Source organism: Agrobacterium rubi TR3 = NBRC 13261, from assembly GCF_000739935.1.
Classification (GTDB): domain Bacteria; phylum Pseudomonadota; class Alphaproteobacteria; order Rhizobiales; family Rhizobiaceae; genus Agrobacterium; species Agrobacterium rubi.
Genome location: NZ_BBJU01000007.1, coordinates 620123 through 645172, shown reverse-complemented (window position 1 = coordinate 645172; position 25050 = coordinate 620123). Strand labels below are relative to the sequence as shown.

General features: G+C 58.4%; 19 protein-coding genes and 1 riboswitch. Of the genes, 10 read left to right on the top strand and 9 right to left on the bottom strand.

What is annotated here, in order from left to right:
- The first annotated feature begins 6 nt into the window (after positions 1-6).
- On the top strand, positions 7-1464 hold the full coding sequence (locus RRU01S_RS07390; RefSeq protein WP_045229544.1) for an NAD-dependent succinate-semialdehyde dehydrogenase: 1458 nt from the start codon (positions 7-9) through the stop codon (positions 1462-1464).
- Between the two features lie 34 nt (positions 1465-1498).
- Here RRU01S_RS07390 and RRU01S_RS07385 read toward each other — a convergent pair whose 3' ends face one another.
- Positions 1499-2776, bottom strand: a complete 1278-nt coding sequence (locus RRU01S_RS07385) for an NAD(P)/FAD-dependent oxidoreductase (protein ID WP_045229543.1) — start codon at positions 2774-2776, stop codon at positions 1499-1501.
- A gap of 27 nt (positions 2777-2803) precedes the next feature.
- Complete coding sequence (locus tag RRU01S_RS07380) at positions 2804-3472, bottom strand: haloacid dehalogenase type II (protein WP_045229687.1); 669 nt, start codon at positions 3470-3472, stop codon at positions 2804-2806.
- Positions 3473-3789: 317 nt separating this feature from the next.
- Between RRU01S_RS07380 and RRU01S_RS07375 the strand changes: the two genes are divergently transcribed.
- The 7 genes from RRU01S_RS07375 to RRU01S_RS07345 all read left to right on the top strand — a co-directional run bounded on the left by RRU01S_RS07375 (position 3790) and on the right by RRU01S_RS07345 (position 12210).
- Positions 3790-4623, top strand: coding sequence for a GNAT family N-acetyltransferase (locus tag RRU01S_RS07375; RefSeq protein WP_045229542.1), 834 nt, complete (start codon positions 3790-3792; stop codon positions 4621-4623).
- 14 nt (positions 4624-4637) lie between these two features.
- On the top strand, positions 4638-6011 hold the full coding sequence (locus RRU01S_RS07370) for an aspartate aminotransferase family protein (RefSeq protein WP_045229686.1): 1374 nt from the start codon (positions 4638-4640) through the stop codon (positions 6009-6011).
- Between the two features lie 205 nt (positions 6012-6216).
- Positions 6217-6933, top strand: a complete 717-nt coding sequence (locus RRU01S_RS07365) for an HAD-IA family hydrolase (RefSeq protein WP_045229541.1) — start codon at positions 6217-6219, stop codon at positions 6931-6933.
- Between the two features lie 74 nt (positions 6934-7007).
- On the top strand, positions 7008-8621 hold the full coding sequence (locus tag RRU01S_RS07360) for an ABC transporter substrate-binding protein (RefSeq protein WP_045229685.1): 1614 nt from the start codon (positions 7008-7010) through the stop codon (positions 8619-8621).
- A gap of 129 nt (positions 8622-8750) precedes the next feature.
- Positions 8751-9701, top strand: coding sequence for an ABC transporter permease (locus tag RRU01S_RS07355; RefSeq protein ID WP_045229540.1), 951 nt, complete (start codon positions 8751-8753; stop codon positions 9699-9701).
- Between the two features lie 2 nt (positions 9702-9703).
- Positions 9704-10546 carry an ABC transporter permease gene (locus RRU01S_RS07350; protein ID WP_045229539.1) on the top strand — a complete coding sequence of 281 codons (843 nt, stop codon included), beginning with the start codon at positions 9704-9706 and terminating at the stop codon, positions 10544-10546.
- Positions 10546-12210, top strand: coding sequence for an ABC transporter ATP-binding protein (locus tag RRU01S_RS07345; RefSeq protein ID WP_045229684.1), 1665 nt, complete (start codon positions 10546-10548; stop codon positions 12208-12210). The genes RRU01S_RS07350 and RRU01S_RS07345 overlap by 1 nt, the downstream gene beginning before the upstream one ends.
- A gap of 12 nt (positions 12211-12222) precedes the next feature.
- Here the strand turns inward: RRU01S_RS07345 and RRU01S_RS07340 are convergent, their stop codons facing one another.
- The gene (locus RRU01S_RS07340; protein ID WP_045229683.1) at positions 12223-12699 is read right to left on the bottom strand and encodes an Lrp/AsnC family transcriptional regulator; all 477 of its coding nucleotides are present in this window, start codon (positions 12697-12699) and stop codon (positions 12223-12225) included.
- A 228-nt stretch (positions 12700-12927) separates the two neighbouring features.
- On the opposite strand from RRU01S_RS07340, the gene RRU01S_RS07335 reads away from it, so the two are divergent.
- Entirely contained in the window at positions 12928-14253 is a 1326-nt protein-coding gene (locus tag RRU01S_RS07335; protein ID WP_045229538.1) for an NAD(P)/FAD-dependent oxidoreductase, read from the top strand.
- On the opposite strand, the gene RRU01S_RS07330 is transcribed toward RRU01S_RS07335, so the two are convergent.
- Positions 14250-16484: a heavy metal translocating P-type ATPase gene (locus RRU01S_RS07330; protein ID WP_045229682.1), complete on the bottom strand. Its 2235-nt coding sequence runs from the start codon at positions 16482-16484 to the stop codon at positions 14250-14252. The genes RRU01S_RS07335 and RRU01S_RS07330 overlap by 4 nt on opposite strands.
- Before the next feature lie 213 nt (positions 16485-16697).
- A riboswitch (FMN riboswitch) is annotated at positions 16698-16843 on the top strand.
- 112 nt (positions 16844-16955) lie between these two features.
- On the opposite strand from RRU01S_RS07330, the gene ribB reads away from it, so the two are divergent.
- On the top strand, positions 16956-17603 hold the full coding sequence (ribB, locus tag RRU01S_RS07325) for a 3,4-dihydroxy-2-butanone-4-phosphate synthase (protein ID WP_045229681.1): 648 nt from the start codon (positions 16956-16958) through the stop codon (positions 17601-17603).
- Between the two features lie 63 nt (positions 17604-17666).
- Here the strand turns inward: ribB and RRU01S_RS07320 are convergent, their stop codons facing one another.
- The 5 genes from RRU01S_RS07320 to RRU01S_RS07300 all read right to left on the bottom strand — a co-directional run bounded on the left by RRU01S_RS07320 (position 17667) and on the right by RRU01S_RS07300 (position 24954).
- Positions 17667-18602, bottom strand: a complete 936-nt coding sequence (locus tag RRU01S_RS07320; protein ID WP_045229680.1) for a dihydrodipicolinate synthase family protein — start codon at positions 18600-18602, stop codon at positions 17667-17669.
- 129 nt (positions 18603-18731) lie between these two features.
- On the bottom strand, positions 18732-19451 hold the full coding sequence (locus tag RRU01S_RS07315; RefSeq protein ID WP_045229537.1) for a GntR family transcriptional regulator: 720 nt from the start codon (positions 19449-19451) through the stop codon (positions 18732-18734).
- A gap of 145 nt (positions 19452-19596) precedes the next feature.
- Positions 19597-21516: a methyl-accepting chemotaxis protein gene (locus RRU01S_RS07310; RefSeq protein ID WP_045229536.1), complete on the bottom strand. Its 1920-nt coding sequence runs from the start codon at positions 21514-21516 to the stop codon at positions 19597-19599.
- Positions 21517-21830: 314 nt separating this feature from the next.
- Positions 21831-23141, bottom strand: a complete 1311-nt coding sequence (locus RRU01S_RS07305; RefSeq protein WP_045229535.1) for an HlyD family type I secretion periplasmic adaptor subunit — start codon at positions 23139-23141, stop codon at positions 21831-21833.
- Complete coding sequence (locus RRU01S_RS07300; RefSeq protein WP_045229534.1) at positions 23134-24954, bottom strand: type I secretion system permease/ATPase; 1821 nt, start codon at positions 24952-24954, stop codon at positions 23134-23136. The genes RRU01S_RS07305 and RRU01S_RS07300 overlap by 8 nt, the downstream gene beginning before the upstream one ends.
- Between the last annotated feature and the right edge of the window lie 96 nt (positions 24955-25050).

Genomic DNA, 25050 nt, shown 5'->3' with positions numbered 1-25050 from the left:
AACCGCATGAACTTTCTGAAAGATTCTGATCTCTTCCGGCAGCATGGCCTTGTCGGCGGCCAATGGCTGGATGCGGCATCCGGCAAGACGGTTGATGTGATAGACCCGGCAACGCAAAACGTGCTGGGCACCGTACCGGATATGGGCGGCGATGAAACCCGAGCTGCCATCGATGCTGCGGCAAAAGCCTTTGGCCCATGGAAAGCCAGAACCCATGCCGAGCGCGCAGCGCTGCTGGAAAAATGGCACGCGCTGATGATCGAGCACGAGGACGATCTCGGGCTCCTCTTGACCATGGAACAGGGCAAGCCGCTGACCGAAGGCAAAGGCGAAATCCGCTATGGCGCATCCTTCGTCAAGTGGTTTGCCGAGGAAGCCCGTCGCATCAACGGCCACACCATTCCCGCGCCCACCGCAGACCGGCGCATCGTGGTGATGAAAGAGGCAGTTGGTGTTTGCGGCATCATCACGCCGTGGAATTTTCCCAATGCAATGATTACCCGCAAGGTCGCGCCCGCGCTTGCCGCCGGCTGCACCGTCGTCATCAAACCCTCCGAGTTCACCCCCTATTCGGCGCTGGCACTGGGCGTTCTGGCAGAACGGGCAGGCATTCCCGCCGGTGTCATCAACATCGTCACCGGCATGCCGACGGAAATCGGCAACGAGCTGCTGTCGAACGAAACGGTGCGCAAGATTTCCTTCACTGGATCGACCCGTGTCGGATCGCTTCTGATGCGCGGTGCTGCAGACAGCATCAAACGTCTGAGCCTGGAGCTTGGCGGCAATGCGCCTTTCATCGTGTTTGACGATGCCGATCTTGACCTCGCCGTCGAAGGCGCCATCGCCTCGAAATTCCGCAATGGCGGCCAGACCTGCGTCTGCTCTAATCGCATTCTGGTTCAGGCAAGCGTCTATGATGCCTTCGCGGAAAAACTTTCAGCGCGGGTGTCCGCCATGACGGTCGGCCCCGGCACGGAGGCGGGCGTCACGATCGGGCCGATGATCAACGCCGCCGCCATCGACAAGATCAACCGCCATATCGAAGACGCGCTCTCAAAGGGTGCAGAAATTCTCTCGACGCCACCGAAATTGCCTGAAGGCAATCAATTCACCGCCCCCATCGTGCTGGGGGGCGCCACGACAGACATGCTGCTTGCAGGGGAGGAAACCTTCGGACCTGTCGCGCCGCTTTTCCGCTTCGAGACGGAAGACGAGGCGCTTGCCATCGCCAACGGCACACCGTTCGGCCTTGCCGCCTATTTCTACACGGAAAGCCTGAAGCGTTCCTGGCGGGTGGCGGAAGCGCTGGAATTCGGCATGGTGGGGCTCAACACCGGGTCCGTTTCCATGGAAGTCGCGCCTTTCGGCGGCGTCAAGCAATCCGGCCTTGGCCGTGAAGGCGCGCAGTGCGGCATCGAGGAATATCTGGAAACCAAGGCCTTCCACATTGGCGGCCTGAACTGAAACGAAGAGGCCCGCAAAAGCGGGCCTTTTGCCTTTACTGGAACTTGTCGAGCATCTTGTAATAAAAGCCGACGACCGGCAGGAACCAAGGCTTGCCGGAATAGCCGGGCACTGCATTCCAATCCAGACCCTTCAGCGGGTTGCGATCCGGCTTGCCGAGCAATTTATCGGCAATCAGCATTCCCATGTGGATCGACATCTGCGCGCCATGGCCGGAATAACCCATGGCGAAATTCAGGCCGTCGACTTCGCCTGCGCGCGGGAAGCGGTCGCTGGTCATGCCTACCAGACCGCCCCAGCAATAGTCGATATCGACACCACGAAGCTGCGGAAACATCTCGGCAAGGCCGTTCTTTAGGATTTCACCGCTTTTGGCGTCTGAGCGCGCATCCGATGTTGCGGAAAACCGCGCCCGCCCGCCGAAGATCAACCGGTTATCCGGTGATAGCCGGAAGTAGTTGCCGATATTCATTGAGGTGACGCAGGTGCGGTTGCCGGGCATGACGGAGGCGACCTCGGAATCGCTCAGCGGTCTCGTCGCCACAATGAAGCTGCCGACCGGGATGATGCGGCGCTTGAAATAATCGAACGGGCCGGATGTATAGGCATTGGTGGCAACGACGACATTGCGCGCTTCGACAAAACCGCGTGGTGTCGTCAAGCGGTTTATACCGCCCTGTTCGCTGCGATGCGTCACCGGTGTCTTTTCGAAAATGGTTACGCCATGGCGCACGCAGGCTTGCGCGATGCCATGCACGAAACGGCCCATATGCATCATGCCGCTTTTCTTGGATAGCATGGCCCCGTGGAAATCATCCGACCCGATTTCCGTTTTCAGATCGGCCTTGGAGAGAAGCGCGGTATCAGGATCGATTTCGCGATGGACGACCTCGAAATTTTTCGCAATCGCATCCATATGGGCAGGCTTCGATGCCAGCTTCAGCTTGCCGGCCCGCCGGAAGCTGCAATCGATACCCTCCTCGGCGACGATTGCCTCGATCGTATCCACCGACGCGTCATAGGCACGGTAGAGGGCGCTGGCACGCTCCACGCCCAGATGTTCCTTCGCCGAGATGAAACTGTGGGCGATGCCGTTGTTCAGGTGGCCGCCATTGCGGCCCGAACCGCCAAAGCCAACATGCTGTGCCTCCAGCACCACCACTTTCGCGCCGCCCTTTGCCAGACTGCGCGCTGCCGACAGGCCGGTAAAGCCGCCACCAATGATGGCGACATCGAACGTGCCTTCGACCTGTCCCGGTGCCGCAGAGGTAAAGACGGGTGCCGTATCGTGCCAGTAGGATTTGAACTGCATCGTCCTCATTCCCCTTAGAGAGTTACATCAAAGTCCGACGACGCCGGGTAGACCCGAGATATCCTTGATCTCGGTATAGCCGTAATAGGGATTGGCCGGTTCGTGGCCTCTGTTAACCCAGACCTTGTTCTTGATGCCGAGATCATGCGCAGACATGAGATCGTAGCGGAAGGATGAGGAGACGTGCAGAATGTCTTCCGGATTGCAGCCCAGCATATCGAACATATATTCGAACGCCTTGAAGCGCGGCTTGTAGGCATTGGCCTGCTGCGCGGTATAGACCTTATGGAAGGGTGCGCCGAGTTTCTCGACATTATGCATGATCTGTTCATCCATGGCGTTTGACAGAATGACCAGCGGAATTTCCTTGGCGACTTTCGCAAGTCCGGCGGGCACATCCGCATGCGGACCCCAGCTCGGCACCTGCTCGTAAACGAAACGACCGTCCTCATCCTTGAAGGTAACACCGTTCTTTCGGCAGGCCCGCTCGACTGCGTTGTGAACGACTTCATTATAGGGCTTCCAGTCCCCTAGAATTTCATCCAGCCGATAGGCCGCAAAGTTCTTGATGAACTGCGCCATCTTTTCCGCATCCAGCCGGTCGCCATAAAGCGTCTGCGCCGCCTCTGCCATCTGAAAGTTGGTCAGCGTACCGTAGCAATCGAAGGTGATGTACTTGGGGCGAAACTGGGTCATGTCGATTGTCCTCATGGATTGGCCGTGCGGCTGCGCTGTTTAGAGCATCATAGGCGTGAGAATTCGGCTGCGGTCACCGCAATCACCGTGCGGCAAAGCAGATTGTTGCGTATCGATGCGCGGCTTTGGCAGAGAGTTGTGCAGAGCAGCCACGAGGCAACGCTGAGAGGCCTGTGACTCCTGACCCGCAGCATAAGATGCGGCGCACCCCATCACAGACAGATGAAACAGAGCGAACCAATGCCGAGGTCAGGACGATGTTCTTTGCTTGAGGGGCTATCAAAGAGAAAAGCAAACATGCCGCGAGGGAATACGCCATGCTGGCGAGCCAGATCGATCTCGTTGAACTGACCCACGACCATCTGGAAGGTGCACATGCCCTATCACAACAGGCGCAGTGGCCGCACCGGATCGAAGATTGGGCCATGGCTTTGTCACTCAGCAAGGGTGTCGCTGCCGTTCACAAAGGTCGCGTTCTGGGCACCGCGATGGCCACGCTGTATGGGAACGATGTCGCCACCATCAATATGGTCATTGTCGACGAGGCCATGCGCGGATTGGGAATCGGCAAGCGTTTGATGGATTTTGCGCTCGATGCCGCCAGCGGTCGCGAATGCCGGCTGGTCGCCACGCAAGATGGATTGCCGCTTTACCAGAAGCTCGGTTTTCGCGAAACGCATCGCATCGTCCAGCATCAGGGACCGGTTTCCGCCATCGCGCCAAGCGAGGGCGTGGAGTGGGCTGATGCAAAAGACGTGGCAGAATGCGCCAGCCTCGACCTAGCCGCCTGCGGCATGGATCGCCGCAATCTGATCGAATACCTTGCCGAACATGACCGACTGGCCGTCATTCGTCGCAATGGACAAATCTCAGGCTTTGGTGCCATCAGACGCTTCGGGCGTGGCGAAGTCGCTGGCCCCGTCGTGGCAGAAAATGCCGACGATGCAAAAACGCTGCTGTCTTTTCTCATGGCCGAGCGCGAGGGGCAATTCCTGCGCGTCGACACCAGCGAACACACTGGTCTTGCGCCATGGCTGACCGAAGTGGGCCTCTCCCATGTTGGCGGCGGCATTGCCATGGTTCGCGATGCCCACCCCCGCGAAAACACCACCATTCAAACTTTTGCATTGGCCAGTCAGGCCCTCGGTTGACCCTGGAGATCACTATGCTCAGCAATTCCCTCATCGAACTCGACCGCGCTCATCTGGTCCATCCTGTCGCCTCCTACAGAGGCCATGAAAAGCTCGGTGTACGGGTGTTGAAATCCGCCAAGGGCGCAACCGTTACCGACATGAGCGGCCACCAGATGATCGATGGCTTCGCCGGTCTGTGGTGCGTCAATGCGGGCTATGGCCATGAAAGCATCGTTGAAGCGGCTGCAAAACAGATGCGCGAGCTTCCATACGCGACGGGCTATTTCAGCCTTGGCTCGGAAGCCGCGATCCGGCTGGCCTCCGAACTGGCAGACCGCGCGCCGGGTGATCTCAACCATATCTATTTCACGCTCGGCGGTTCTGATGCGGTGGACAGCACCGTGCGTTTCATCCGCTATTACTATCATTCCCTCGGTACTCCGCAGAAAGACCAGTTCATCTCGCTGGAGCAGGGGTACCATGGTTCCAGTACGGTCGGTGCGGGCCTGACAGCACTTCCGATCTTTCATGCGGGCTTCGGCCTGCCATTCGACTGGCAGCACAAAATTCCGTCGCATTATGCCTATCGCAACCCCGTCGGCACCGACCCGCAAGCCATTATCGCCTCTTCGGTTGCGGCATTGCGGGCGAAGATCGAGGAGATCGGTGCGGAGCGTGTTGCGGCCTTTTATGTCGAACCCATTCAGGGTTCAGGCGGCGTTCTTGTGCCACCAGATGGCTGGCTGAAAGCGATGCATGCGGTTTGCAAAGAGTATGATGTGCTGCTTGTTGCCGATGAAGTCATCACCGGCTTTGGCCGTACCGGCCCGCTATTTGCTTGCGAGCAAGATGATGTCGTCCCTGACTTCATGACAACGGCCAAGGGGCTCACCTCCGGTTACGTGCCCATGGGTGCTGTGTTCATGTCGGACAGGGTCTATAATACGATTGCAGATGGTGCAGGGAGCGCCGCCATCGGTCACGGCTATACCTATTCCGCCCATCCGGTTAGCGCCGCTGTCGGTTTGGAAGTGCTGAGACTTTACGAAAACGGGCTTCTCGAAAACGGTGTCAAAGCGGGCGCGCGTTTGATGGCGGGGCTTCAAAGCCTTGCAGACCACTCGCTGGTGGGAGATGTGCGCGGTCGCGGCATGCTGGCGGCCATCGAGCTGGTGACGGACAAGCAGAAGAAGACGCCCCTGCCCGCTGCTGCCGACCCATCCCGCCGCATTTTCGACCGTGCCTGGGACAATGGCCTCGTCATCCGTGCCTTCGGCAACGGCGTTCTTGGCTACGCACCGCCGCTGTGCTGCACGGAAAGCGAAATCGATGCCATTATCGAGCGTACCCGCATGACACTGGATCAGACGCTGGAAGACCCGGACGTGCGATCAGCCATGGCGTAAGGCTGCGCTGGATATACCGCTTTGGCAGCATATTCGGAATATTCTGCCGCATGGGTCTGGTCTTTCAGCTGATGCCACGAGCAATTGTTGCGATGATGGGTGAAAGACGGCGGAAAACAGCGATATCGGATAGAAACTGACAGCACAGAATTCTGTAGAGATAACCAAGGTCATCCGCGATCCGCATTCAAACAGGAGCACGACATTGCCGAAGAGTTTAGCAGACTTCAAATATCTGAGCTTCGACGTGGTTGGAACGCTGATTGATTTTGAGAGCGGCCTGACGAATTGCCTGAAGCAGATTGGTGAAGAGCACGGCGTCACTGTCGACGGCGAAGCGGCGCTGACGCTCTATCGCGCAGCGCGTTACCTGCCGGATGTCGGCCTGTTCCCGGATGATCTCGTTCGCGTCTATCTCGTCATCGCGCCAGACCTCGGCTTGCCTTCTGACCGTGCCCTTGGTGAACGGCTTCGCGATTCCGCCAAAAGCTGGAAGGCCTTTCCTGACAGTGCCGCAGCACTTGCGCAGCTAGCAAAGCGCTACAAGCTGATCGCTATGACGAATGCCCAGCGCTGGGCTTTCGAGTGCTTTTCCGAAGAGCTCGGAAACCCGTTCTATCAAGGCTTTACCGCCGACGACACGGGTACTGAAAAGCCAGACCCTGCCTTTTTCGACTATGTCTTTGAATTCGTTCAGTCCGAAGGCAACAGCAAAGACGATATTCTCCACGTCGCCCAGAGCCAGTACCACGATATCGGAATCTCGCGAAAGCTGGGCATGACGAACTGCTGGATCGAACGGCGCCATGCACAAAAGGGCTATGGCGGAACGATCGAGCCTGAAAACTTTACGGAGCCGGATTTCCACTTCACCTCAATGGCCGCACTTGCCGATGCCGTCGAGGAGAGAGCCAACGCCTGAACTGCCCTCGATGGGTAAAAAGCGGCGTCATAAGCCGTTCGACCCGCATGAACTCAACAAAAAGGGGAATGAACATGACCGATAATTCCATGATGAACTGGACATCCGCCGACGATGCGATGGTTGAGAACGCCATTCGCCGCGGCGCAAGCCGTCGCGACCTTCTCAAGATGTTGATGGCCGGTGGCATTGCCATGTCTGCTGGCTCCGCCATTCTCGGCCGCGCCGGCCAGGCACTGGCCGCAGCACCGGTGTCCGGCGGCTCCCTGAAAGCGGCCGGCTGGTCTTCCTCCACAGCCGATACGCTTGACCCTGCCAAGGCATCGCTTTCGACCGACTATGTTCGCTGCTGCGCCTTCTACAACCGCCTCTCGACCATCGATCAGGCAGGCATGACGCAGATGGAACTGGCCGAAAGCATCGACAGCAAGGACGCCAAGGTCTGGACCGTTAAGCTGCGCAAGGGCGTGACCTTCCACAACGGCAAGTCGCTGACATCGGCAGACGTCGTCTATTCTCTCAAGCGGCACCTCGATCCTGCCGTCGGCTCCAAGGTCAATTCCATCGCCAAGCAGATGACGGGTTTCAAGGCCGTCGATGACCTCACCGTCGAAATCACCCTCGAAAATGCAAATGCAGACTTGCCGACAATTCTGGCACTGCATCACTTCATGATCATTGCCGATGGCACGACAGACTTTGCCAAGGCCAACGGTACCGGTGCTTTCGTCTGCGAGGTTTTCGAACCGGGCGTTCGCTCTGTCGCCACGAAGAACAAGAACTACTGGAAGTCTGAAGGGCCTTATCTCGACTCCTTCGAATTCTTCGCGATCTCAGACGATACGGCCCGCGTCAACGCGCTTCTGGCCGGCGATATCCAGCTCGCCGCATCCGTTAACCCACGCGCCATCCGCTTGATGGAGGGCCAGCCGAACGTCGTTATCTCCAAGACGACCTCCGGCAACTACACCAACCTCAACATGCGCCTCGATATGGCACCCGGCAACAAGGCCGATTTCGTGCAGGGCATGAAATATCTGGTCAATCGCGAGCAGATACAGAAATCCGTTCTGCGCGGTCTGGCCGAAATTGGCAACGACCAGCCAGTTTCACCAGCCAACATGTATCACAACAAGGATCTGAAGCCGAAAGCCTTCGACCCTGACAAAGCGAAGTTCCATTTCGAAAAAGCCGGTCTCATCGGCCAGTCGATCCCGATTGTCGCATCGGAAGCCGCTGCATCCTCGATCGACATGGCGATGGTGGTGCAGGCCGCGGGCGCACAGCTTGGCATGAAGTTCGACGTCCAGCGCGTGCCGTCTGACGGTTACTGGTCCAACTACTGGCTGAAGGCACCCGTCCACTTCGGCAACATCAACCCGCGCCCGACACCGGATATTCTCTTCTCGCTCCTTTACGCATCCAACGCGCCTTGGAACGAAAGCCAGTACAAGTCGGAGAAATTCGACAAGATGTTGGTGGAAGCCCGCGGTCTGCTCGACATCGAAAAGCGCAAGACCATCTACAACGAGATGCAGGTGATGATTGCGGAAGAAGCCGGCACGATCGTCCCAGTCTACATCTCCAACGTCGATGGCATCTCCTCCAAGCTGAAAGGCCTTCAGCCCAGCCCGCTTGGCGGCATGATGGGTTATGCCTTTGCGGAGCATGTCTGGCTCGAAGCCTGATCCGGAAACTTTGCCCGCTGCAATTGGCGGCGGGCAACATCCGTTGGCTCCCGACGCATTGCTATCCGCAGCCTTTGGCCGGACAATGCCGTGCATGGACGCCGAGATCGTTTCCGAAAGAGAGGCCGCATGAACAAACATGTCCTTGCACTTGTGGTGAACCGGCTATTTATCGCGATCATCACCCTTTTGATCGTCTCCTTCACCGTGTTTTTCGCGACCGAGATGCTGCCAGGCGATGTCGCGCAGATATTGCTCGGGCAATCCGCCACGCCCGAGGCTGTTGCCGGTCTCCGCACCGCCATGCATCTGGATGATCCAGCTATCCTGCGGTTCCTGCGCTGGCTGGGTGGTCTTGCCATGGGTGATCTTGGCAAGTCCTACGCCAACAACATGGCTATTGCCGATCTGATCGGCGGGCGTCTGGCAAACACGTTGAAACTGGCTGCCGTCACGGCGCTGTTTTCCATTCCCATCGCGCTCACGCTCGGCATTACGGCCGCCATCATGCGCGGCACCGTTTACGACCGCATCGTCACCACGGTTACGATTGCCGTGATTTCGGTGCCTGAATTCATGGTCGCAACCTCCGCCGTCCTCTTTTTCGCGGTGTACCTGAAATGGCTGCCAGCCCTTGCTTTTGCCAACGAGGTCCACTCGTTCGGAGAATTGCTGCGGGTTTTCGCGATGCCGGTGATCACCTTGAGCTTCGTTATCTCAGCGCAGATGATCCGCATGACACGCGCAGCCGTGATCGAAACGCTGGATACGCCCTATGTGGAAATTGCCCTTCTGAAAGGTGCGTCTCGCTCTCGCATGGTGCTGCGGCATGCGCTGCCCAATGCGCTCGGCCCCATCGTCAACGCGGTGGCGCTGTCTGTGTCCTACCTGCTGGGGGGCGTCATCATCGTTGAGACCATCTTCAACTATCCCGGCATCGCCAAATTGATGGTGGATGCCGTGTCGACCCGCGACCTGCCCCTCATCCAGACATGCTCGATGATTTTCTGCCTCGGTTATCTCGTCCTGATCACCATCGCCGATATCATTGCCATCGTCGCCAATCCGAGGCTTCGCTGATCATGGCCCGTTTCGCGCTTTCTCCCCGCAGCTTCGGTTATCGATTCAATGCCATCGGCATCGCGGCCTTGACGGTCATTCTTCTTTGGGCGCTGATTGCCATCTTCGCGCCGCTGCTCATTCCCTACCCCGTCGGCGATATCGTAGATTTCGACTATTTCGGTCCCATGTCCGAAAAGTTCATTATGGGCACGGATTATCTGGGACGTGATATCTTCTCGCGCATCCTCATGGGCGCACGTTACACGGTCGGCATCTCGCTCGCTGCGGTCGCCATCGCCTGCTTTTCCGGGGTAACGCTTGGCATGTGCGCGGCGGTGGCAGGTGGCTGGTTCGACCAGTGCATGTCGCGCTTCCTCGATGCCTTGATTTCCATTCCCAGCAAATTATTCGGCCTGGTCATCGTTGCGGCGCTGGGCCCTTCCATCCCGATCCTCATCATGACGATGGCGATCATCTACATGCCGGGCTCCTACCGCTTCGCCCGAGCGCTTGCCGTCAACATCAACACCATGGATTTCGTCACCGTGGCGCGGGCGCGCGGCGAAGGCGTCTTCTACATCATCCGTGCCGAAATCCTGCCCAACATATTGGGCCCGGTGCTGGCCGATTTCGGGCTGCGCTTCGTGTTCATCGTCCTGCTCCTCTCCGGTCTGTCTTTCCTGGGCCTCGGTGTGCAGCCACCCAACGCAGACTGGGGTGCGCTGGTGCGGGAAAATATCGGCGGCCTGTCCTTCGGCGCACCGGCGGTGACGTTTCCCTCGGTTGCCATCGCGACGCTCACCATCAGCGTCAACATGCTGATCGACAACCTGCCGCAGAAAATTCGTGACCGGAGTGCATGATGGCCAATCTCGTTGAAGTTCGTGACCTGATGGTCGAGGCCAAAACCGATACTGGTCGTATCGTTGAGATCATTCGCGGCGTGAGCTTCGACATCGCTGATGGCGAAATCGTCGCCTTGATCGGCGAGAGCGGGTCCGGCAAGACGACCATCGCGCTGACGATGATGGGCCACACGCGCCCGGGCTGCAAAATCGTTGGCGGCTCCGTTCGGCTGGGCACAACGGACATGGCAGCGACATCGCAAAAGGCCCTGTCGAAATTGCGCGGCACCGATGTCGCGTATGTCCCGCAAAGTGCCGCCGCTGCCTTCAATCCCGCACAGCGGATCATGGATCAGGTCATCGAAGTCGTTCGCATTCACGGTCTGATGAGCGATGCAGAGGCGAAAACAAAAGCCGTCGAGCTGTTTCGTGCGCTGGCTCTGCCCAATGCCGAAACGATCGGCGAGCGTTATCCGCATCAGGTTTCCGGTGGACAATTGCAGCGACTGTCTGCTGCCATGGCACTGATCGGCAATCCGCGTCTGGTCATTTTCGACGAGCCAACGACAGCCCTTGATGTGACCACCCAGATCGAGGTGCTGCGCGCCTTCAAATCCGTCATGAAGGCGGGCAATCTGGCAGGCGTCTACGTTTCTCATGATCTGGCCGTGGTCGCGCAGATTGCCGACCGCATCGTCGTGCTGAAAGGTGGCGAAGTCCAGGAGATCGGCACCGCCGACCAGATCCTCAACCACCCGAAACACCCCTATACGCAGGAGCTGCTTGCTGCCTTTAGGCCCCGCATTCACGCAAGCGCTGTTGATCCGGATGCTGCAGTCAGCAAAAAGCCTTTGTTGGAGGCGCAAGGCATCATTGCTGGTTATGGTCCCATCCAGCCGAATGGCATGCCACTGGCATTGGCCCTGAAATCCGTGGATATCTCACTGGAAGAGGGCCGCAATCTTGGCATTATCGGCGAATCCGGCTGCGGAAAATCCACGCTTGCCCGCGCCATCGCAGGCATCCTGCCGCCTGTTTCGGGCCATGTCATTTTCGATGGCAGGGAATTGGCACCGAATGCGCGGGATCGTCAGCGTGAAGACCTGCGCAAATTGCAGATCGTGTTTCAGTTTGCCGATACCGCGCTCAACCCATCCAAGTCGATTTCCGATATTCTCGAGCGCCCGCTTGCCTTCTATTACGGCATGGACCGGCGTGGACGCGAGGCGCGAGTCGACCAGCTGCTCGACATGGTGCAACTGCCTCGTGCCATGAAGTTCCGGCGTCCAGCCGAACTCTCCGGCGGGCAGAAGCAGCGCATCAATCTGGCCCGCGCGCTGGCCGCCAACCCAAAAATCATCCTCTGCGACGAGATTACTTCGGCACTCGACACAGTCGTGGCCGCTGCCATCATCGATCTGCTGAAGGAGTTGCAGCGAGAACTGAAGCTTTCCTACATCTTCATCAGCCATGATTTATCGGTGGTGCAGGCGATTTGCGATGAGATTGCCGTCATGTATGCCGGTGAAAAGGTCGAGCAGATGCCACCATCTGCCATCGGCAACACCAATGCGCACCCCTACTCCAAGCTGCTGTTTTCATCCGTGCCGAAACTCGACACGGGCTGGCTAGACGGGTTGGAGCGAGACCCGGAACTGGTGCGTGCTTTCGCGCAGCGCTAAACGCTTGCTTGGTTACATCGGGAACAGGCTGGTCAGGGGCATGTGTGGCTTGACGATGGGAGATTTCAGCACGACGAAGCTGAAATACTTGTCGATTCCGATATCCATGTCGATCAAGCGCTCCATGATCGTCTGATACTCGCCGATGCTGCCGGTGACGAATTTGAGCAGATAGTCGTAGCCGCCGGACACGAGATGACATTCGATGACGGAATCCAGCTTTTCGACAGCGGCGAGAAAGCGGGCGAAATCGATCTGACGGTGGTTCTTCAAGGTCACTTCGGTAAAGACGGTCAGCGTCTGGCCAAGCTTGCCGATATTGATCTGCGCCGAATAGCTCGTGATGTACCCTTCCGACTGCAATTTCTTGACGCGCATCAGGCACGGGCTCGGCGACAGATTGACCAGTTCCGCCAGCTCCACATTGGTGATGCGGCCGTTCTTTTGAAGTTCATGGAGAATCTTTACATCGATCCGGTCAAGCTTCATGGCGCCACACATCCCGCTGGGTCATTGTCACGCAGCATAATATGCGGCGCATCTAACAGCGCAAGCAAAACTGCCGGAATACCGATGCTCCAGCGGGTCTACATGCAAATTTGGCAGATAGATGCGGCGGACGGACGCGCTACAGAATAAAATTCTGTCGAGACCACGTCCTGCGGCAGGTGCGAAAGAGTGTTTCCAGTAGTATTGGAGCGTCCATAGGAGAACGCAATGCCTGCACCGCTGTACCGCATCGAGACCACGTCGCAACTGCCGAAAGAAGCCGATGTCGTCATTATCGGTGGTGGTGTCGCAGGCGTGTTTTCTGCCTATTATCTGGCACAGCGCGGCTTGAAGGTGGCACTGGTTGAAAAGGGTATGATCGGTGCCGAACAGAGCAGCCGCAATTGGGGCTGGTGCCGTCAGCAGAACCGCGATGCCCGCGAATTGCCCATGTCCACATACAGTCTGGCGCTTTGGGAGCGTTTTGCGCAGGACACGGGCGAAGACACCGGCTTTCGACGTTGTGGATTGCTCTATCTCAGTAACAATGAAGCCGAACTCGAGGGGTGGGCGCGCTGGCGTGATTTCGCCCGCACGGTCGGCGTCACCACCCACATGTTGAGTGCGGATGAAGCCAGTGAGCGCGGCCGCGCCACCAACCGGGATTGGAAGGGCGGCGTGTTTTCACCGACAGACGGCATTGCCGATCCATCACGCGCCGCACCCGTCGTGGCACGCGCTATCATGAAGCTTGGCGGCACCGTGCACCAGATGTGCGCCGCGCGGGGGCTGGAATTGCAGGCGGGTAAGGTTTCCGGTGTCGTCACCGAACACGGGACGATCGCCACCAAAACCGTGGTGCTTGCTGGCGGGGCATGGGCATCGTCCTTCTGCCACCAACTCGGCATCCGCTTTCCGCAAGCCGCCGTTCGCTCCTCCATCCTGTCGGTCACGCCGGGCGCCCAAGATCTGCCGGATGCCTTGCACACGGCAGAGGTTTCCATCACCAGCCGTAGCGATGGTGGCTACACACTGGCCATCAGCGGCATTGCACGTGTCGATCCCACACCGCAGCAGCTGCGCTTTTCCCGCGAATTCGTACCGATGTTTCTCAAACGTCGCAAAAGCCTTGCACTTGGCGGGTTGGAAGGCTGGAAGGCGGGCCATGAGACGCTGAAGACGTGGCGCATGGACGAGATCACCCCGATGGAGAAAAACCGCATTCTCGACCCCAAGACAGACCAGACCCAGATCGATGAAACCTTTCGTCGGGCGCAGGATTTGCTGCCCGAGTTGCGCAAGACGACCATCGCCAACGCATGGGCCGGTTTCATCGACAGCACGCCGGATGGCGTACCGGCGATCGGCGAGGTAGAACCCATTTCCGGCCTCATCCTGGCCGCAGGCTTCAGTGGTCACGGCTTCGGTATCGGCCCCGGTGCCGGGCATCTCGTCGCCGATATCGTCACCGGGACAACGCCGATTGTCGACCCGGTGCCCTACCGCCCTTCCCGCCTTAACGCCTCCGTCTGGGGCAAGGTGGCCGAGTTTTAAGCCCTCGAAGCGCGCAGCAATCGCAGGGCATTGAGCGTGACAAGAACGGTCGCGCCCGTGTCGGCCAGAATCGCAGGCCAAAGGCCGGTGATCCCGATGATCGTCGTGACCAGAAACACGGCCTTCAGACCCAGCGACATGGCAATATTCTGGTGAATGTTACGCATGGTGCGTTTTGACAGATCAACCATACGCGCGACATCGGCAACGCGACCGTGCAGAATGGCGGCATCGGCGGTTTCCAGCGCCACATCCGTTCCGCCACCCATGGCGATGCCGATATCGGCAGCGGCAAGAGCTGGCGCATCATTGATGCCATCGCCAACCTTGCCGACCACGAAGCCTTCCTGCTTCAACTCACCGACAATGCGCTGCTTATCTTCCGGCATCAATTCGGCGCGGACATCGATGCCCAACGTCTGGCCGATTGCCGTTGCCGTGCGCTTGTTGTCGCCGGTCAGCATCACGATCTTGATACCGCGATCCTTCAGCAGCTTCAGCCCGCTGATGGCATCCGCCCGTGGTTCGTCACGCATGGCGATAGCACCGGCCAAACGGCTACCGACGACGAGAACGGAGACGGTCTTACCGTCATCGTTGAGCGCGGTAATCGCCTGTTGATGTTGCTCTGAAAGCGTCACGCGCTCAGCAGCTGCCTTCGGAGAACCGAGGAATATCTCCTGCCCGTCGACAACCGCTGTCACACCTTTGCCACCCAGCGCTTTCGCCTCGCTGGCTGGTGGAATATCGATGTTCTGTTCGGCAGCTTTTGCAAGAATGGACAGAGCAAGCGGATGGCTCGAGCCCGTTTCAAGTGCTGCGGAAAGCCGCAAGACCTCTACCTCAGAGAATTCGAATGGCACGATATCCGTGACCTTCGGCTTGCCCTCGGTCAATGTACCGGTCTTGTCCAGCGCGACTGCCGTCAGCTTCCCGAGCCCTTCCAGAACGGCCCCACCCTTCATCAACAGACCCTGACGCGCCCCTGCTGATAGGGATGCGGCAATGGCGGCGGGAGTGGAAATTACCAGTGCACAAGGGCAGCCGATCAACAGAATGGCAAGGCCCTTATAGATCCATTCATTCCAGTCTCCACTCATGAGGAGCGGCGGAATGACGGCGACCAGCGCGGCAACGACCACGACAGCCGGTGTGTAGTATTTGGAGAAACGATCGATGAAACGTTCGGTCGGCGCCTTTTTCTCCTGCGCCTCCTCCACCAGCTTCACGACGCGGGCAATGGTGTTATCCTGCGCCGTGGCGGTCACCTGCACGCGCATTGCGCTGTCACCGTTGACGGTGCCTGCGAAGACAGTGTCGCCGGGCTTTTTGTGCACCGGCACGCTCTCGCCCGTCACGGGCGCCTCGTCGATGGCGCTTTCACCCGACAAGATCACACCATCAGCTGAAATACGATCACCGGGGCGCACAAGAATGACGGCGCCGAGGGCGAGGCTTTCGGCGGGCACTTCGCGCGTCTTGCCTGCGTCCTCGACAAACGCCGTTTTAGGAACCAGCGCGGCAAGCGATTTGATGCTGTCTCTGGCTTTACCGGCGGCAACGCCTTCCAGCAACTCTCCGACCAGAAACAGGAAGACGACGGCTGCCGCCTCTTCCGTGGCATTGATGACCAGCGCACCCAGGGCCGCAATCGTCATCAGCATTTCGATGGAAAACGGCGTTCCGGCGCGGGCGGCCATGAAGGCACGCCGGGCGATGGGAACGAGACCGACAAGCATCGCGGCGGTGAAAGCATAAAACTGGATAGGCGGAAACAGATGGCCGATACCGTAAGCCACAACCAGGGCCACACCGGCCAGAATGGTCGCCCGCCCCTTCTTGCTTTTCCACCATGGGCCGACGCTTGGACCGTGGTCGTGACCATGTAGGCCCTCGACCTCGACCGCCACTGGCGCCGCACCTGCTGTCTTATGCTCATGATGGTGAGCATGGCTGTGCGTGCAAGCGGCACCATGCTCGTGCGGCACGTCCGGCTTGCTGGAAACGTCTGCGGACAGCTGTTTGACGTCGTAACCGAGGCCGCTCACCTTTTTGCCGATGGCAATCAGGTCGCTGCTGTCATCATGACTGACGGTCATCGTACCGGCAGTCACGGAAACCGAAACGTCCGCCACACCGTCCATGCGTCGCACGGCCGTATCGATCTTGGTGGCACAGGAGGCGCAATCCATGCCCTCCACTCGAAATCTGGTTTGCAAAGCCGTGCTCATGACGTGGTCCTTTTCATTCATGACCACAGTCCTACGACCTCAAGTCACTAGAGCTACAAGAGGAAAAATTCATTTTCCTAAATGGGAAAAAAATAACGCTGAAATGCGCCCCCATTTCTGGATAAAGCTGCTGTGGGGAAATTCTTTTCCCTAGAGCGGCCTGCGATGGATCGTTTGCCTCTTGCCTGTGAGAACGCCTGTGTCCTATGTTCAACCTGTTCTCAGGGCGGGGTGCAATTCCCCACCGGCGGTATCGGGTTTACCCGGAGCCCGCGAGCGCTTTCGGCGCAAGTCGAAAGGTCAGCAGATCCGGTGAGAGGCCGGAGCCGACGGTATAGTCCGGATGGAAGAGAACAAGGTGACAGAACCCGCGCACAGCGGGCGCTGCCGCGTTGTTCGCCCAAGGGAGATTTGGCGTTTTTCCAAAAACGCGAAAGTGCCGGAAACGGCATAACCCTTGAAAGGCAAGACATGACGATTTCTAAAATAGACGATGCGATTGACGCCATTGCACGCGGTGAGATGATCATCGTCGTGGATGACGAAGACCGCGAAAACGAAGGCGACATCATCGTCGCTTCCGACAGCATTACGGCGCAACACATCACATTCATGATGAACCACGCGCGGGGTCTCATCTGCGTCGCCATGCCGGGCGAACGGCTGGATGAACTCGACATACCACTGATGGTGCCGCGCAACACCGAGTTTCACAAGACGGCGTTTACCGTGTCAGTGGACTATATCCCCGGCACCACGACCGGCATTTCCGCAAGCGACCGTGCCAAAACGGTGCGCGCGCTCGTGGCACCGGATACCAAGCCGGATGATTTCGCCCGGCCAGGCCACATCTTTCCGTTACGCGCCAATCCGCTCGGCGTTCTCGGTCGCACCGGCCATACGGAAGCAGCGGTCGATCTGTGCCGCCTTGCGGGCAAGTTTCCCTCCGGCACCATCTGCGAAGTCGCCAACGAGGACGGCACCATGGCACGCCTGCCGCAGTTGCTGGTCTTTGCAGAGCGCCATGGCCTGCTTGTCGTAACGATCAAGGATCTGGTCGATTATCTCACCTTGCGTGAGCAGAGCGAGAGCGCTATCGCTGAAAAGCAGGTTGCTTGAACCAAACAAAAAATGCGCCCTGTGGGGGCGCATTTTTTAACGATCGTCAGTTTCAAAACAGTGTTAGTTCGCATAGCGCGATGCGTACCAAGCCTTGAACAGCGCATACTGCGTCTCGAGCTGGCGGCGCTGCGAGGCGCTGAGTTCGTCGCTTTCGTTGAAGTGCAGCGTGTATTCCGTGTCCCCATTCAGCACCATCAGATATTTGTAGTGCAGCACGAGGTCCGGACCTTCGTCATAGGTGGACAGCATGGTCAGCGCTTCCTCGAGTTCCAGCGCGTCACGGCGAGCGGTCGCATCACCTTGTGCAGCCTTTTCGCACAAGGAAACGAGGTGGAGCACTTCCTTCGGCAGCGCATTGCCGATGCCGGTGATGGCACCGCCTGCACCGCAATTGACAAAGCCGTGGTAGACGCCGGTATCGACACCGACCATCAAGGTCAGATCGTCATCGCCAGCGGTGATGTTTTCAGCAGCATAGGTCATGTCTGCCTTGCCGCCGAACTCCTTGAAGCCGATCAGGTTGGCGTAGCGCGACCGCAGGTCGAAGAACAGGTCAGCGCGGGTGGCAAAGCCGTAATAGGGGCTGTTATAGATAACCGCAGGCAATCCATCGGCTGCTTCGAGAATGGCCGAGAAATGCGCCTTCTGGGCAGATGACGACGAACCACGTGACAGAACGCGCGGGATCACCATCAACCCCTTGGCGCCCACCTTTGCAGCATGGGCGGCATGGCTGACAGCCGATTTCGTGTTGATGGCTCCGGTGCCGACAATCACCGGAATGCCAGCCTCGGCCAGACGACGCACGCCTTCTTGGCGTTCCTCATCGGTCAGCAAAGGCCAGTCGCCCATGGAACCGCAATATACCACCGCAGACATGCCAGCGGCGATAAGGTCCTTGCCCTTTTTCACCAGCGCATCGAAATCCGGTGTGCGATCCGCCTTGCATGGGGTCATAAGAGCAGGAATGCAGCCGGTGAAAATCGTATCTGCCATCGTCGTCGCCTTGTTCAAAATCAATCGTGATCTGCTCATTAGCAGGAAATCATAGACATGTCGACAAATAAAATACAATGCTGCGCCGCGATCTTTCCAGTCGGGTGAGCTTGCTTTGTGCCAACCCGTCTAAAGAGCGATATCCACGCTCTGGCGCGTATCGGCGGTGATATAAGAACGGATTTGCTCAACGATCTGGTCGGCATGAACAACAGCAAGTTTGTCCGCCTTATCCACGTTCCGCTCGATGATCGCCTGGATCATGTCCTCATGCTCGCTGACATAATGGCGCGGCAGCACATCGTTGAAGGAGGAGTAGTAGAGGCGGAGAATACGGCGCCCCTCGTCCAGCAGCCGGGTGAAAAGCTCGGCGTAATGCCGATTGCCGCCCGCATAGGCGATCGCCAGGTGGAAATCGCGATTGGTGGAAATCATCGCCAGCACGTCGCGCTCATCGACAGCTCTTTCAAACGATTTCTGAAAGGCTTTGATCGTCACGATGTTGTCCGCCGTGTGGTTTGCGGCGGCAAGGCGGGTGGTGACGCGATACATCAGTGTCAGCGCATCGAAAAATTCCGGCAGACCCAGAAAATCGATCTGCGACACGATGGTCGCCCGGTTTGTCAGGGTCGTGATCAGGCCTTCGGCAGACAGTTTGACGAGCGCCTCGCGAATCGGCGTGCGGGAAAGCTCGAAACGTTCGGAAAGCTGCACTTCATCGATGGGGCTGCCTGGAGCGAGCTTCAGCTCGATGATCTCGTTGCGGAGCGTCTCATAGACCGTGGACACGCCGAACCCCCGACGGGGCGTCTGCCGCTCCTTGTCATCCACCTTATCATTCGTATTCATCTGCGCCCGTATCCCACAACCATATCGATATGTTCACTTACGACATTCAACGGGATAACGAAATCCCCATACGAAAACCGCCCGCGACGAGCGCGGGCGGTGTTTATGATGATCGTATCGGTTCAGGTCATTCAAACCTTTCGGCTCAAAACTCTTCCCAATCCGATTTCACAGCGGCATTGCCGTTGAAGGCAGAGGCCACCTTGCGGCCCAGCGCACGGGCCGGAGACTGAACCGGACGTTCCGTCTGCGTGGCCTGGCGCGGTGCCTCGTATCCGCCACCCAGCTTGAACTGGCCAAGCAGATGGTTGAGCGAAGCGGCTTCGCGGGCCAGCGTATGGCTGGCTGCCGTCTGCTCTTCGACCATCGCCGCGTTCTTCTGCGTATCCTGGTCCATCTGGTTGACGGCTGTGTTGATCTGCTGCAAGCCGGAAGACTGCTCCTGCGCACCATCGACAATCGCCACCACGTGACGGTTGATTTCCTGCACTTCAGCAACGATGGTTTCCAGAGCACGACCTGTCTCGCCTACCAGCTGCACACCCTGCTGAACCTGACCGTTGGAGGTGGTGATCAGTGCCTTGATGTCCTTGGCGGCATTGGCAGAGCGCTGGGCCAGTTCACGGACTTCCTGAGCCACGACCGCAAAGCCCTTGCCTGCTTCACCGGCACGTGCCGCTTCCACACCGGCGTTCAAGGCCAGAAGGTTGGTCTGGAAAGCGATCTCATCAATGACGCTGATGATGTTGGAGATTTCAGACGAGGACTTCTCGATCTGCTCCATGGCAATCACGGCCTTGCGAACCACATCGCCGGACTGTTCGGCACCGGTGCGGGCCTTGGAGACCAGCTGACCGGCTTCCTGTGCACGCTTGGTGCTGTCCTTCACCGTCGTGGTGATCTGCTCGAGAGCCGCTGCGGTTTCTTCGACCGATGCTGCCTGCTGTTCGGTGCGCTTGGCCAGATCGTCGGCAGCGGCGCGGATTTCATTGGCACCGGCGTCGATACCACGAGCGTTGTCGGCCACGCGGTTCAGTGCAGACTGCAGCTTTTCGGCAGACGAGTTGAAGTTGGCGCGAACCACGTCCAGATGCTGAACAAACGGCTGGCTGATGCGGTAAGAAACATCGCCATCGGCAAGACGCGACAGGGCATCGGCCAGATTGTCGACGGCAAAGCTGGTGTCTGCGGCTTCCTTGGCCTTCTGCTCTTCGCGGGCAATCCGTTCTTTTTCGGACATGGAGCGATTGGCATCGGCTTCCTGCTCGAGGCGGATACGCTCAAGCGCACTGTTGCGGAACACGGCAACCGCTTCGGCCATCTGGCCAACCTCGTCACGACGGTTGAGACCATCGACTTCGGCCTGCGTTTCGCCACTTGCCAGCGACACCATACGGGTGCGCAGACGATCGATCGGGCCGGTGATGCCGCGGGCCGACACGAACAGCGCCAAGATGATGGCAGCCATGAACAGAAGCGCAAGGACCACCAGAGATGTCAGGATCGTGGAATTCGTCTGGTCCGTCAAACCATCGGACTTATCCAGAACGATTTTGAGGTTACCTTCGCTGAGAACGCGAATGTCACTGCGCCACTGGTCGATCATCGGGTTGACGGACATCAGCGTCTTGCGGGCAGTCTGGAAATCGCCAGACTTGGCATCCACCCAGACCTTATTGGTCAAAGCAACGATCTGGTCGACACGGCCAGACAATTCATCGACCTGACCCGTCAGATCCGGCAGCAGTTTCTTTGCGTTTTCAAGACGCCGCATCGTTGTCGCGATGTCGCTCTTGTAGGCTTCTTCAACCTTCGCCGTATCGGCAGACTGCTCACGCATCATCAGGCCCAGCGTCGCATCATAACCGATCGATACCAATGCCGTGTTTGCCCGAAACAATTCCGTCGATCCGACAGCGTTGTTCGAAATGAAATCGGAATAAGTGTTATCGGCATTTTTGTAGTTGTTGGAGACAACGCCGAGACCCACTAAACCAATGAGTGCGACGGGAATGATGAGAGAAAGTACCTTGGTGCGGATTTTCGCGTTTTGCAGGAAAGACATAGGCCCTCGGAAAGCGTTTAACAAACCGGCAAGACACATCCGCAACGCTCGCGAAATCGTGAACGTTCACCATCGTGGTGCCAGAGAAGAACGCACTTCTTCATGAAGCGCCAGTGAGTGTTCACTGTTGAACGAAAACAATTTAAACGAGGTTAATTCATTCACGAGCGTAGAAAAATAAGCCAATATAATCAGTATATTTACGACATATCTCTGGAGTCGTTTCTACTTACGTAACGTAAGTTGGCAACCACGCGCGGACATGAAAACAGTCAGATGTGGTATTCAAAACGCTACCTGACAGAATACTGACATTACTCTTCGCGAAAGGCTCTATTGATCTGGTCGGACAGCGGTTTGACGAGATAGGACAGTGCGGTCCTGTCTGCGGTTTGGATCATAGCCTCGGCGGGCATACCGGGAACCAGCTTCAAACCCTTCAGCTTTTCGGTTTCACCATCCGCAACCAAGAGACGCACCACGTAATAGGAGGCGCCGGTCCTTTCATTGGTGGCGAGATCGGCGGCGATGCGCGTTACATGTGCATTCAATTGCGGTGTCGTTCGCTGGTTGAAGGCAGACATGCGCAGCCGCGCGGCATGGCCAAGGCTGATCTGGTCGATGTCCTTGGGCGCAATCTGGACTTCCAACGCCAGAGCATCCTCTTCAGGCACGATGGACATGATGACCTCACCGGGGCTGATGACCCCGCCCACCGTGTGAACCGCTAGTTCATGAACCACACCCGATTGCGGCGCGATGATATCGACCCGCTTCAGATTGTCTTCGGCTGAAATCTTGCGCTCGACATATTCGCCCACCTGCGCCTGAACATCCTTGAGTTCGCTGCTGACCTCGGATTTGAGATCCTGATCAATCTGAAGAATTTGCAGGCGGGTTTCGGAAATCTTGCCCGCGACCTGCGCCTGATAAGCGATCTTCTCTCCCCGCTCTCCGCCGAACGTTGCGATCTGTGTCTTCAGTCCATTTAGGCGCTGGTCCGAGACCACGCCATCCCTGCGCAGCGTTGTGAGAGAAGTGATCTCCTGCTGGAGCACGAGCATGCCATCATTATAGGCGGTCTCCTGCGCTTTCAGGCCATCGATCTCGTGGCCGAACTGAGTGATGCGCTCCGAAAGCTGCGCTTTTTTGCCCTCCCTCGCTTGACGGCGGAAGTCAAACAGACGCCTTTCGCTGTGGATGACCGAGGCGACGTCCGGCTCAGTCTGACGGGCCAGGATGGCGTCTGGAAAGCGGATGTCCGAAAGATCGTCACGCTCGGCCTCAAGCCGCGCCAGCCGCGCCGTCAACTCATCCAGCCTCTTGGTGACGATGGCCAGATTTGCCCGCGTTTGTGTGGCATCCAGCCGCATGAGAACATCGCCTGCCTTGACCGCGTCGCCCTCTGAAACCAGAATGTCACCCACCACGCCGCCGGTTGGGTGCTGGACCTTCTTGACGTAGGAACCGACCACGAAATGGCCCTGCGCAACCACAGCCCCCGACAGGGACGTGACGGACGCCCACGCCCCTGCACCGCCCACCAGAACGGTGCAGGCAGCCAGTCCCGCCAGCAGGTGGCGACGGATGGAGCGGGACACATCGAAACCATTGCCGCTAGACATCACGTCCGTCCCCCGCATCGCCACCCACCGTTTCCAACTGTTGTGCCACGGCACGAAGCGGACGCACGCCGTAACCGGGAACGGAAAAGCTCTTTGGCGGTGGTGCCGCCGGTTCGGCACCTTTCAAAACCTTAGAAAGCACCTCGTCACGCGGCCCGAACGCCTTTTGTCGTCCGGCCTCCATCACCAGAACCAGATCGACCGCACCGATGGCACTGGGGCGATGCGCCACGACGATGGCGATGCCACCCCGGGCGCGCACCGACGCAATGGCGTTCATGACGGCGGCTTCGCCCTGCGCATCGAGATTGGCGTTCGGCTCGTCCAGCACGACCAGAAACGGATCGCCATAAAGCGCTCGTGCCAGCCCGATACGCTGCCTTTGCCCCGCCGAAAGCGCCGACCCGTCCTCACCGATGCCGGTCTCGTAACCGTCCTCCAGACGCAAGATGAGATCATGAGCACCGGCCGATTGTGCAGCCGATATGATAGCCTTCGGATCGGCCCCCTCTTCAAATCGGGCGATATTCTGAGCAATCGTTCCGTCGAACAGCTCCACACCCTGCGGCAGATATCCGATGTGCTGACCGAGCGCGACACTGTCCCATTGGTCGATACTTGCGCCGTCGAGACGGATTTTTCCCGATGAGAGAGCCCATGCATTGACGAGTGCCCGCGACAACGTCGTCTTTCCAGAGCCGGATGGTCCTATCACGCCCAGCGCACTGCCAGCGCTGAGCGAAAAGTCCAGTCCCATCACCGTCGGTTTCTTTTCGCCCGGTGGCACGAGCACGATGCCTTCGACGCGAAGGTCTCTGGTCGGTGTCGGCAAAGCGGTGACGGATACGTCGTCAGGGATGGTCACCAGCAATTCTTTCAGCCGCCGCCAGCTATGCCGCGCCATTAGAAACGGCTTCCAGTTGGCGATGGCAAGATCAACAGGTGCCAGCGCCCTGCCCATCATGATGGAACTTGCAATCATCACGCCGCCCGTCACCTCCTGACGAATGACGAGATAGGCACCAACGCCCAGAATGGCCGATTGCAGCATGACACGCAGCGTCTTCGAAATGCTGCCAAGCATGTTGGAGACGTCGCCTGCCGATCTGCTGGCGGTGAGGTAATCGCTGTTGGCGCCCGCCCAACGCAAGCCGACACGCTTTCCCATGCCCATGGCGCGAACCACCTCGGCATTGCGCCGTGCGCCGTCCAGCAGCCCGTTGCGTTTCATATTGTGCCTCGTCACATCCTGGACGGGCTTCTTCGACAGAGCATTCGTCAGCAAGGTGAGCGTGACCAGAACGATCGCACCCACCAGCGCGGTCATGCCGATCCAAAAGTGGAAGAGAAAGCACAGGCTAAGATAAAGCGGCATCCACGGCAAATCGAACAAGGCGGTCGGCCCCTGCCCCGACAGAAAACCACGCACATTGTCCAGATCACGCAGCGGCTGCAAACCATCGCCCGGCATGCGCGACGACAGAGGCAGGCGTACAACGGCATCATGCACCCTGCCGGACAGGCGATTGTCGAATGCCTCACCGATCCTGACGAGGATGCGTGCGCGTATAATTTCGAGGATGGCCTGAATGGCGTAGAGCCCGATGGCAAGGATGGCTAGCCCCACAAGCGTCGGAACGCTGCCACTGGACAAGACGCGGTCATAGACCTGCAACATGAAGATAGGCGATGTCAAAGCAAGCAGGTTGACCACACCGCTGATGATGCCGATGCCGAGCGCAGCCCGGGAGAAGGCCGACATGCCTGTCGAGCCAAGAAGCTGCGCCGGCGCTTGGTGTTGGGCGCGCGACATGTTCCGTGTCCTCTGCTGTGTCCTGTGTTCACACCTGGCGTCACGCTCACCCTCCGGCAAGCCTCAGAGCACGACAGAGACCATGGTACTGGCAGT

Excerpts from the sequence above, each read along its gene's own strand:
- RRU01S_RS07305 (WP_045229535.1), bottom strand. The coding sequence starts at position 23,141 with ATGTCTAGCGGCAATGGTTTCGATGTGTCCCGCTCCATCCGTCGCCAC.
- RRU01S_RS07380 (WP_045229687.1), bottom strand. The coding sequence starts at position 3,472 with ATGACCCAGTTTCGCCCCAAGTACATCACCTTCGATTGCTACGGTACG.
- RRU01S_RS07360 (WP_045229685.1), top strand. The coding sequence starts at position 7,008 with ATGACCGATAATTCCATGATGAACTGGACATCCGCCGACGATGCGATG.
- ribB (WP_045229681.1), top strand. The coding sequence starts at position 16,956 with ATGACGATTTCTAAAATAGACGATGCGATTGACGCCATTGCACGCGGT.
- RRU01S_RS07385 (WP_045229543.1), bottom strand. The coding sequence starts at position 2,776 with ATGCAGTTCAAATCCTACTGGCACGATACGGCACCCGTCTTTACCTCT.
- RRU01S_RS07330 (WP_045229682.1), bottom strand. The coding sequence starts at position 16,484 with ATGAGCACGGCTTTGCAAACCAGATTTCGAGTGGAGGGCATGGATTGC.
- RRU01S_RS07375 (WP_045229542.1), top strand. The coding sequence starts at position 3,790 with ATGCTGGCGAGCCAGATCGATCTCGTTGAACTGACCCACGACCATCTG.
- RRU01S_RS07355 (WP_045229540.1), top strand. The coding sequence starts at position 8,751 with ATGAACAAACATGTCCTTGCACTTGTGGTGAACCGGCTATTTATCGCG.
- RRU01S_RS07350 (WP_045229539.1), top strand. The coding sequence starts at position 9,704 with ATGGCCCGTTTCGCGCTTTCTCCCCGCAGCTTCGGTTATCGATTCAAT.
- RRU01S_RS07315 (WP_045229537.1), bottom strand. The coding sequence starts at position 19,451 with ATGAATACGAATGATAAGGTGGATGACAAGGAGCGGCAGACGCCCCGT.
- RRU01S_RS07300 (WP_045229534.1), bottom strand. The coding sequence starts at position 24,954 with ATGTCGCGCGCCCAACACCAAGCGCCGGCGCAGCTTCTTGGCTCGACA.
- RRU01S_RS07320 (WP_045229680.1), bottom strand. The coding sequence starts at position 18,602 with ATGGCAGATACGATTTTCACCGGCTGCATTCCTGCTCTTATGACCCCA.
- RRU01S_RS07335 (WP_045229538.1), top strand. The coding sequence starts at position 12,928 with ATGCCTGCACCGCTGTACCGCATCGAGACCACGTCGCAACTGCCGAAA.
- RRU01S_RS07345 (WP_045229684.1), top strand. The coding sequence starts at position 10,546 with ATGGCCAATCTCGTTGAAGTTCGTGACCTGATGGTCGAGGCCAAAACC.
- RRU01S_RS07340 (WP_045229683.1), bottom strand. The coding sequence starts at position 12,699 with ATGAAGCTTGACCGGATCGATGTAAAGATTCTCCATGAACTTCAAAAG.
- RRU01S_RS07390 (WP_045229544.1), top strand. The coding sequence starts at position 7 with ATGAACTTTCTGAAAGATTCTGATCTCTTCCGGCAGCATGGCCTTGTC.
- RRU01S_RS07310 (WP_045229536.1), bottom strand. The coding sequence starts at position 21,516 with ATGTCTTTCCTGCAAAACGCGAAAATCCGCACCAAGGTACTTTCTCTC.
- RRU01S_RS07370 (WP_045229686.1), top strand. The coding sequence starts at position 4,638 with ATGCTCAGCAATTCCCTCATCGAACTCGACCGCGCTCATCTGGTCCAT.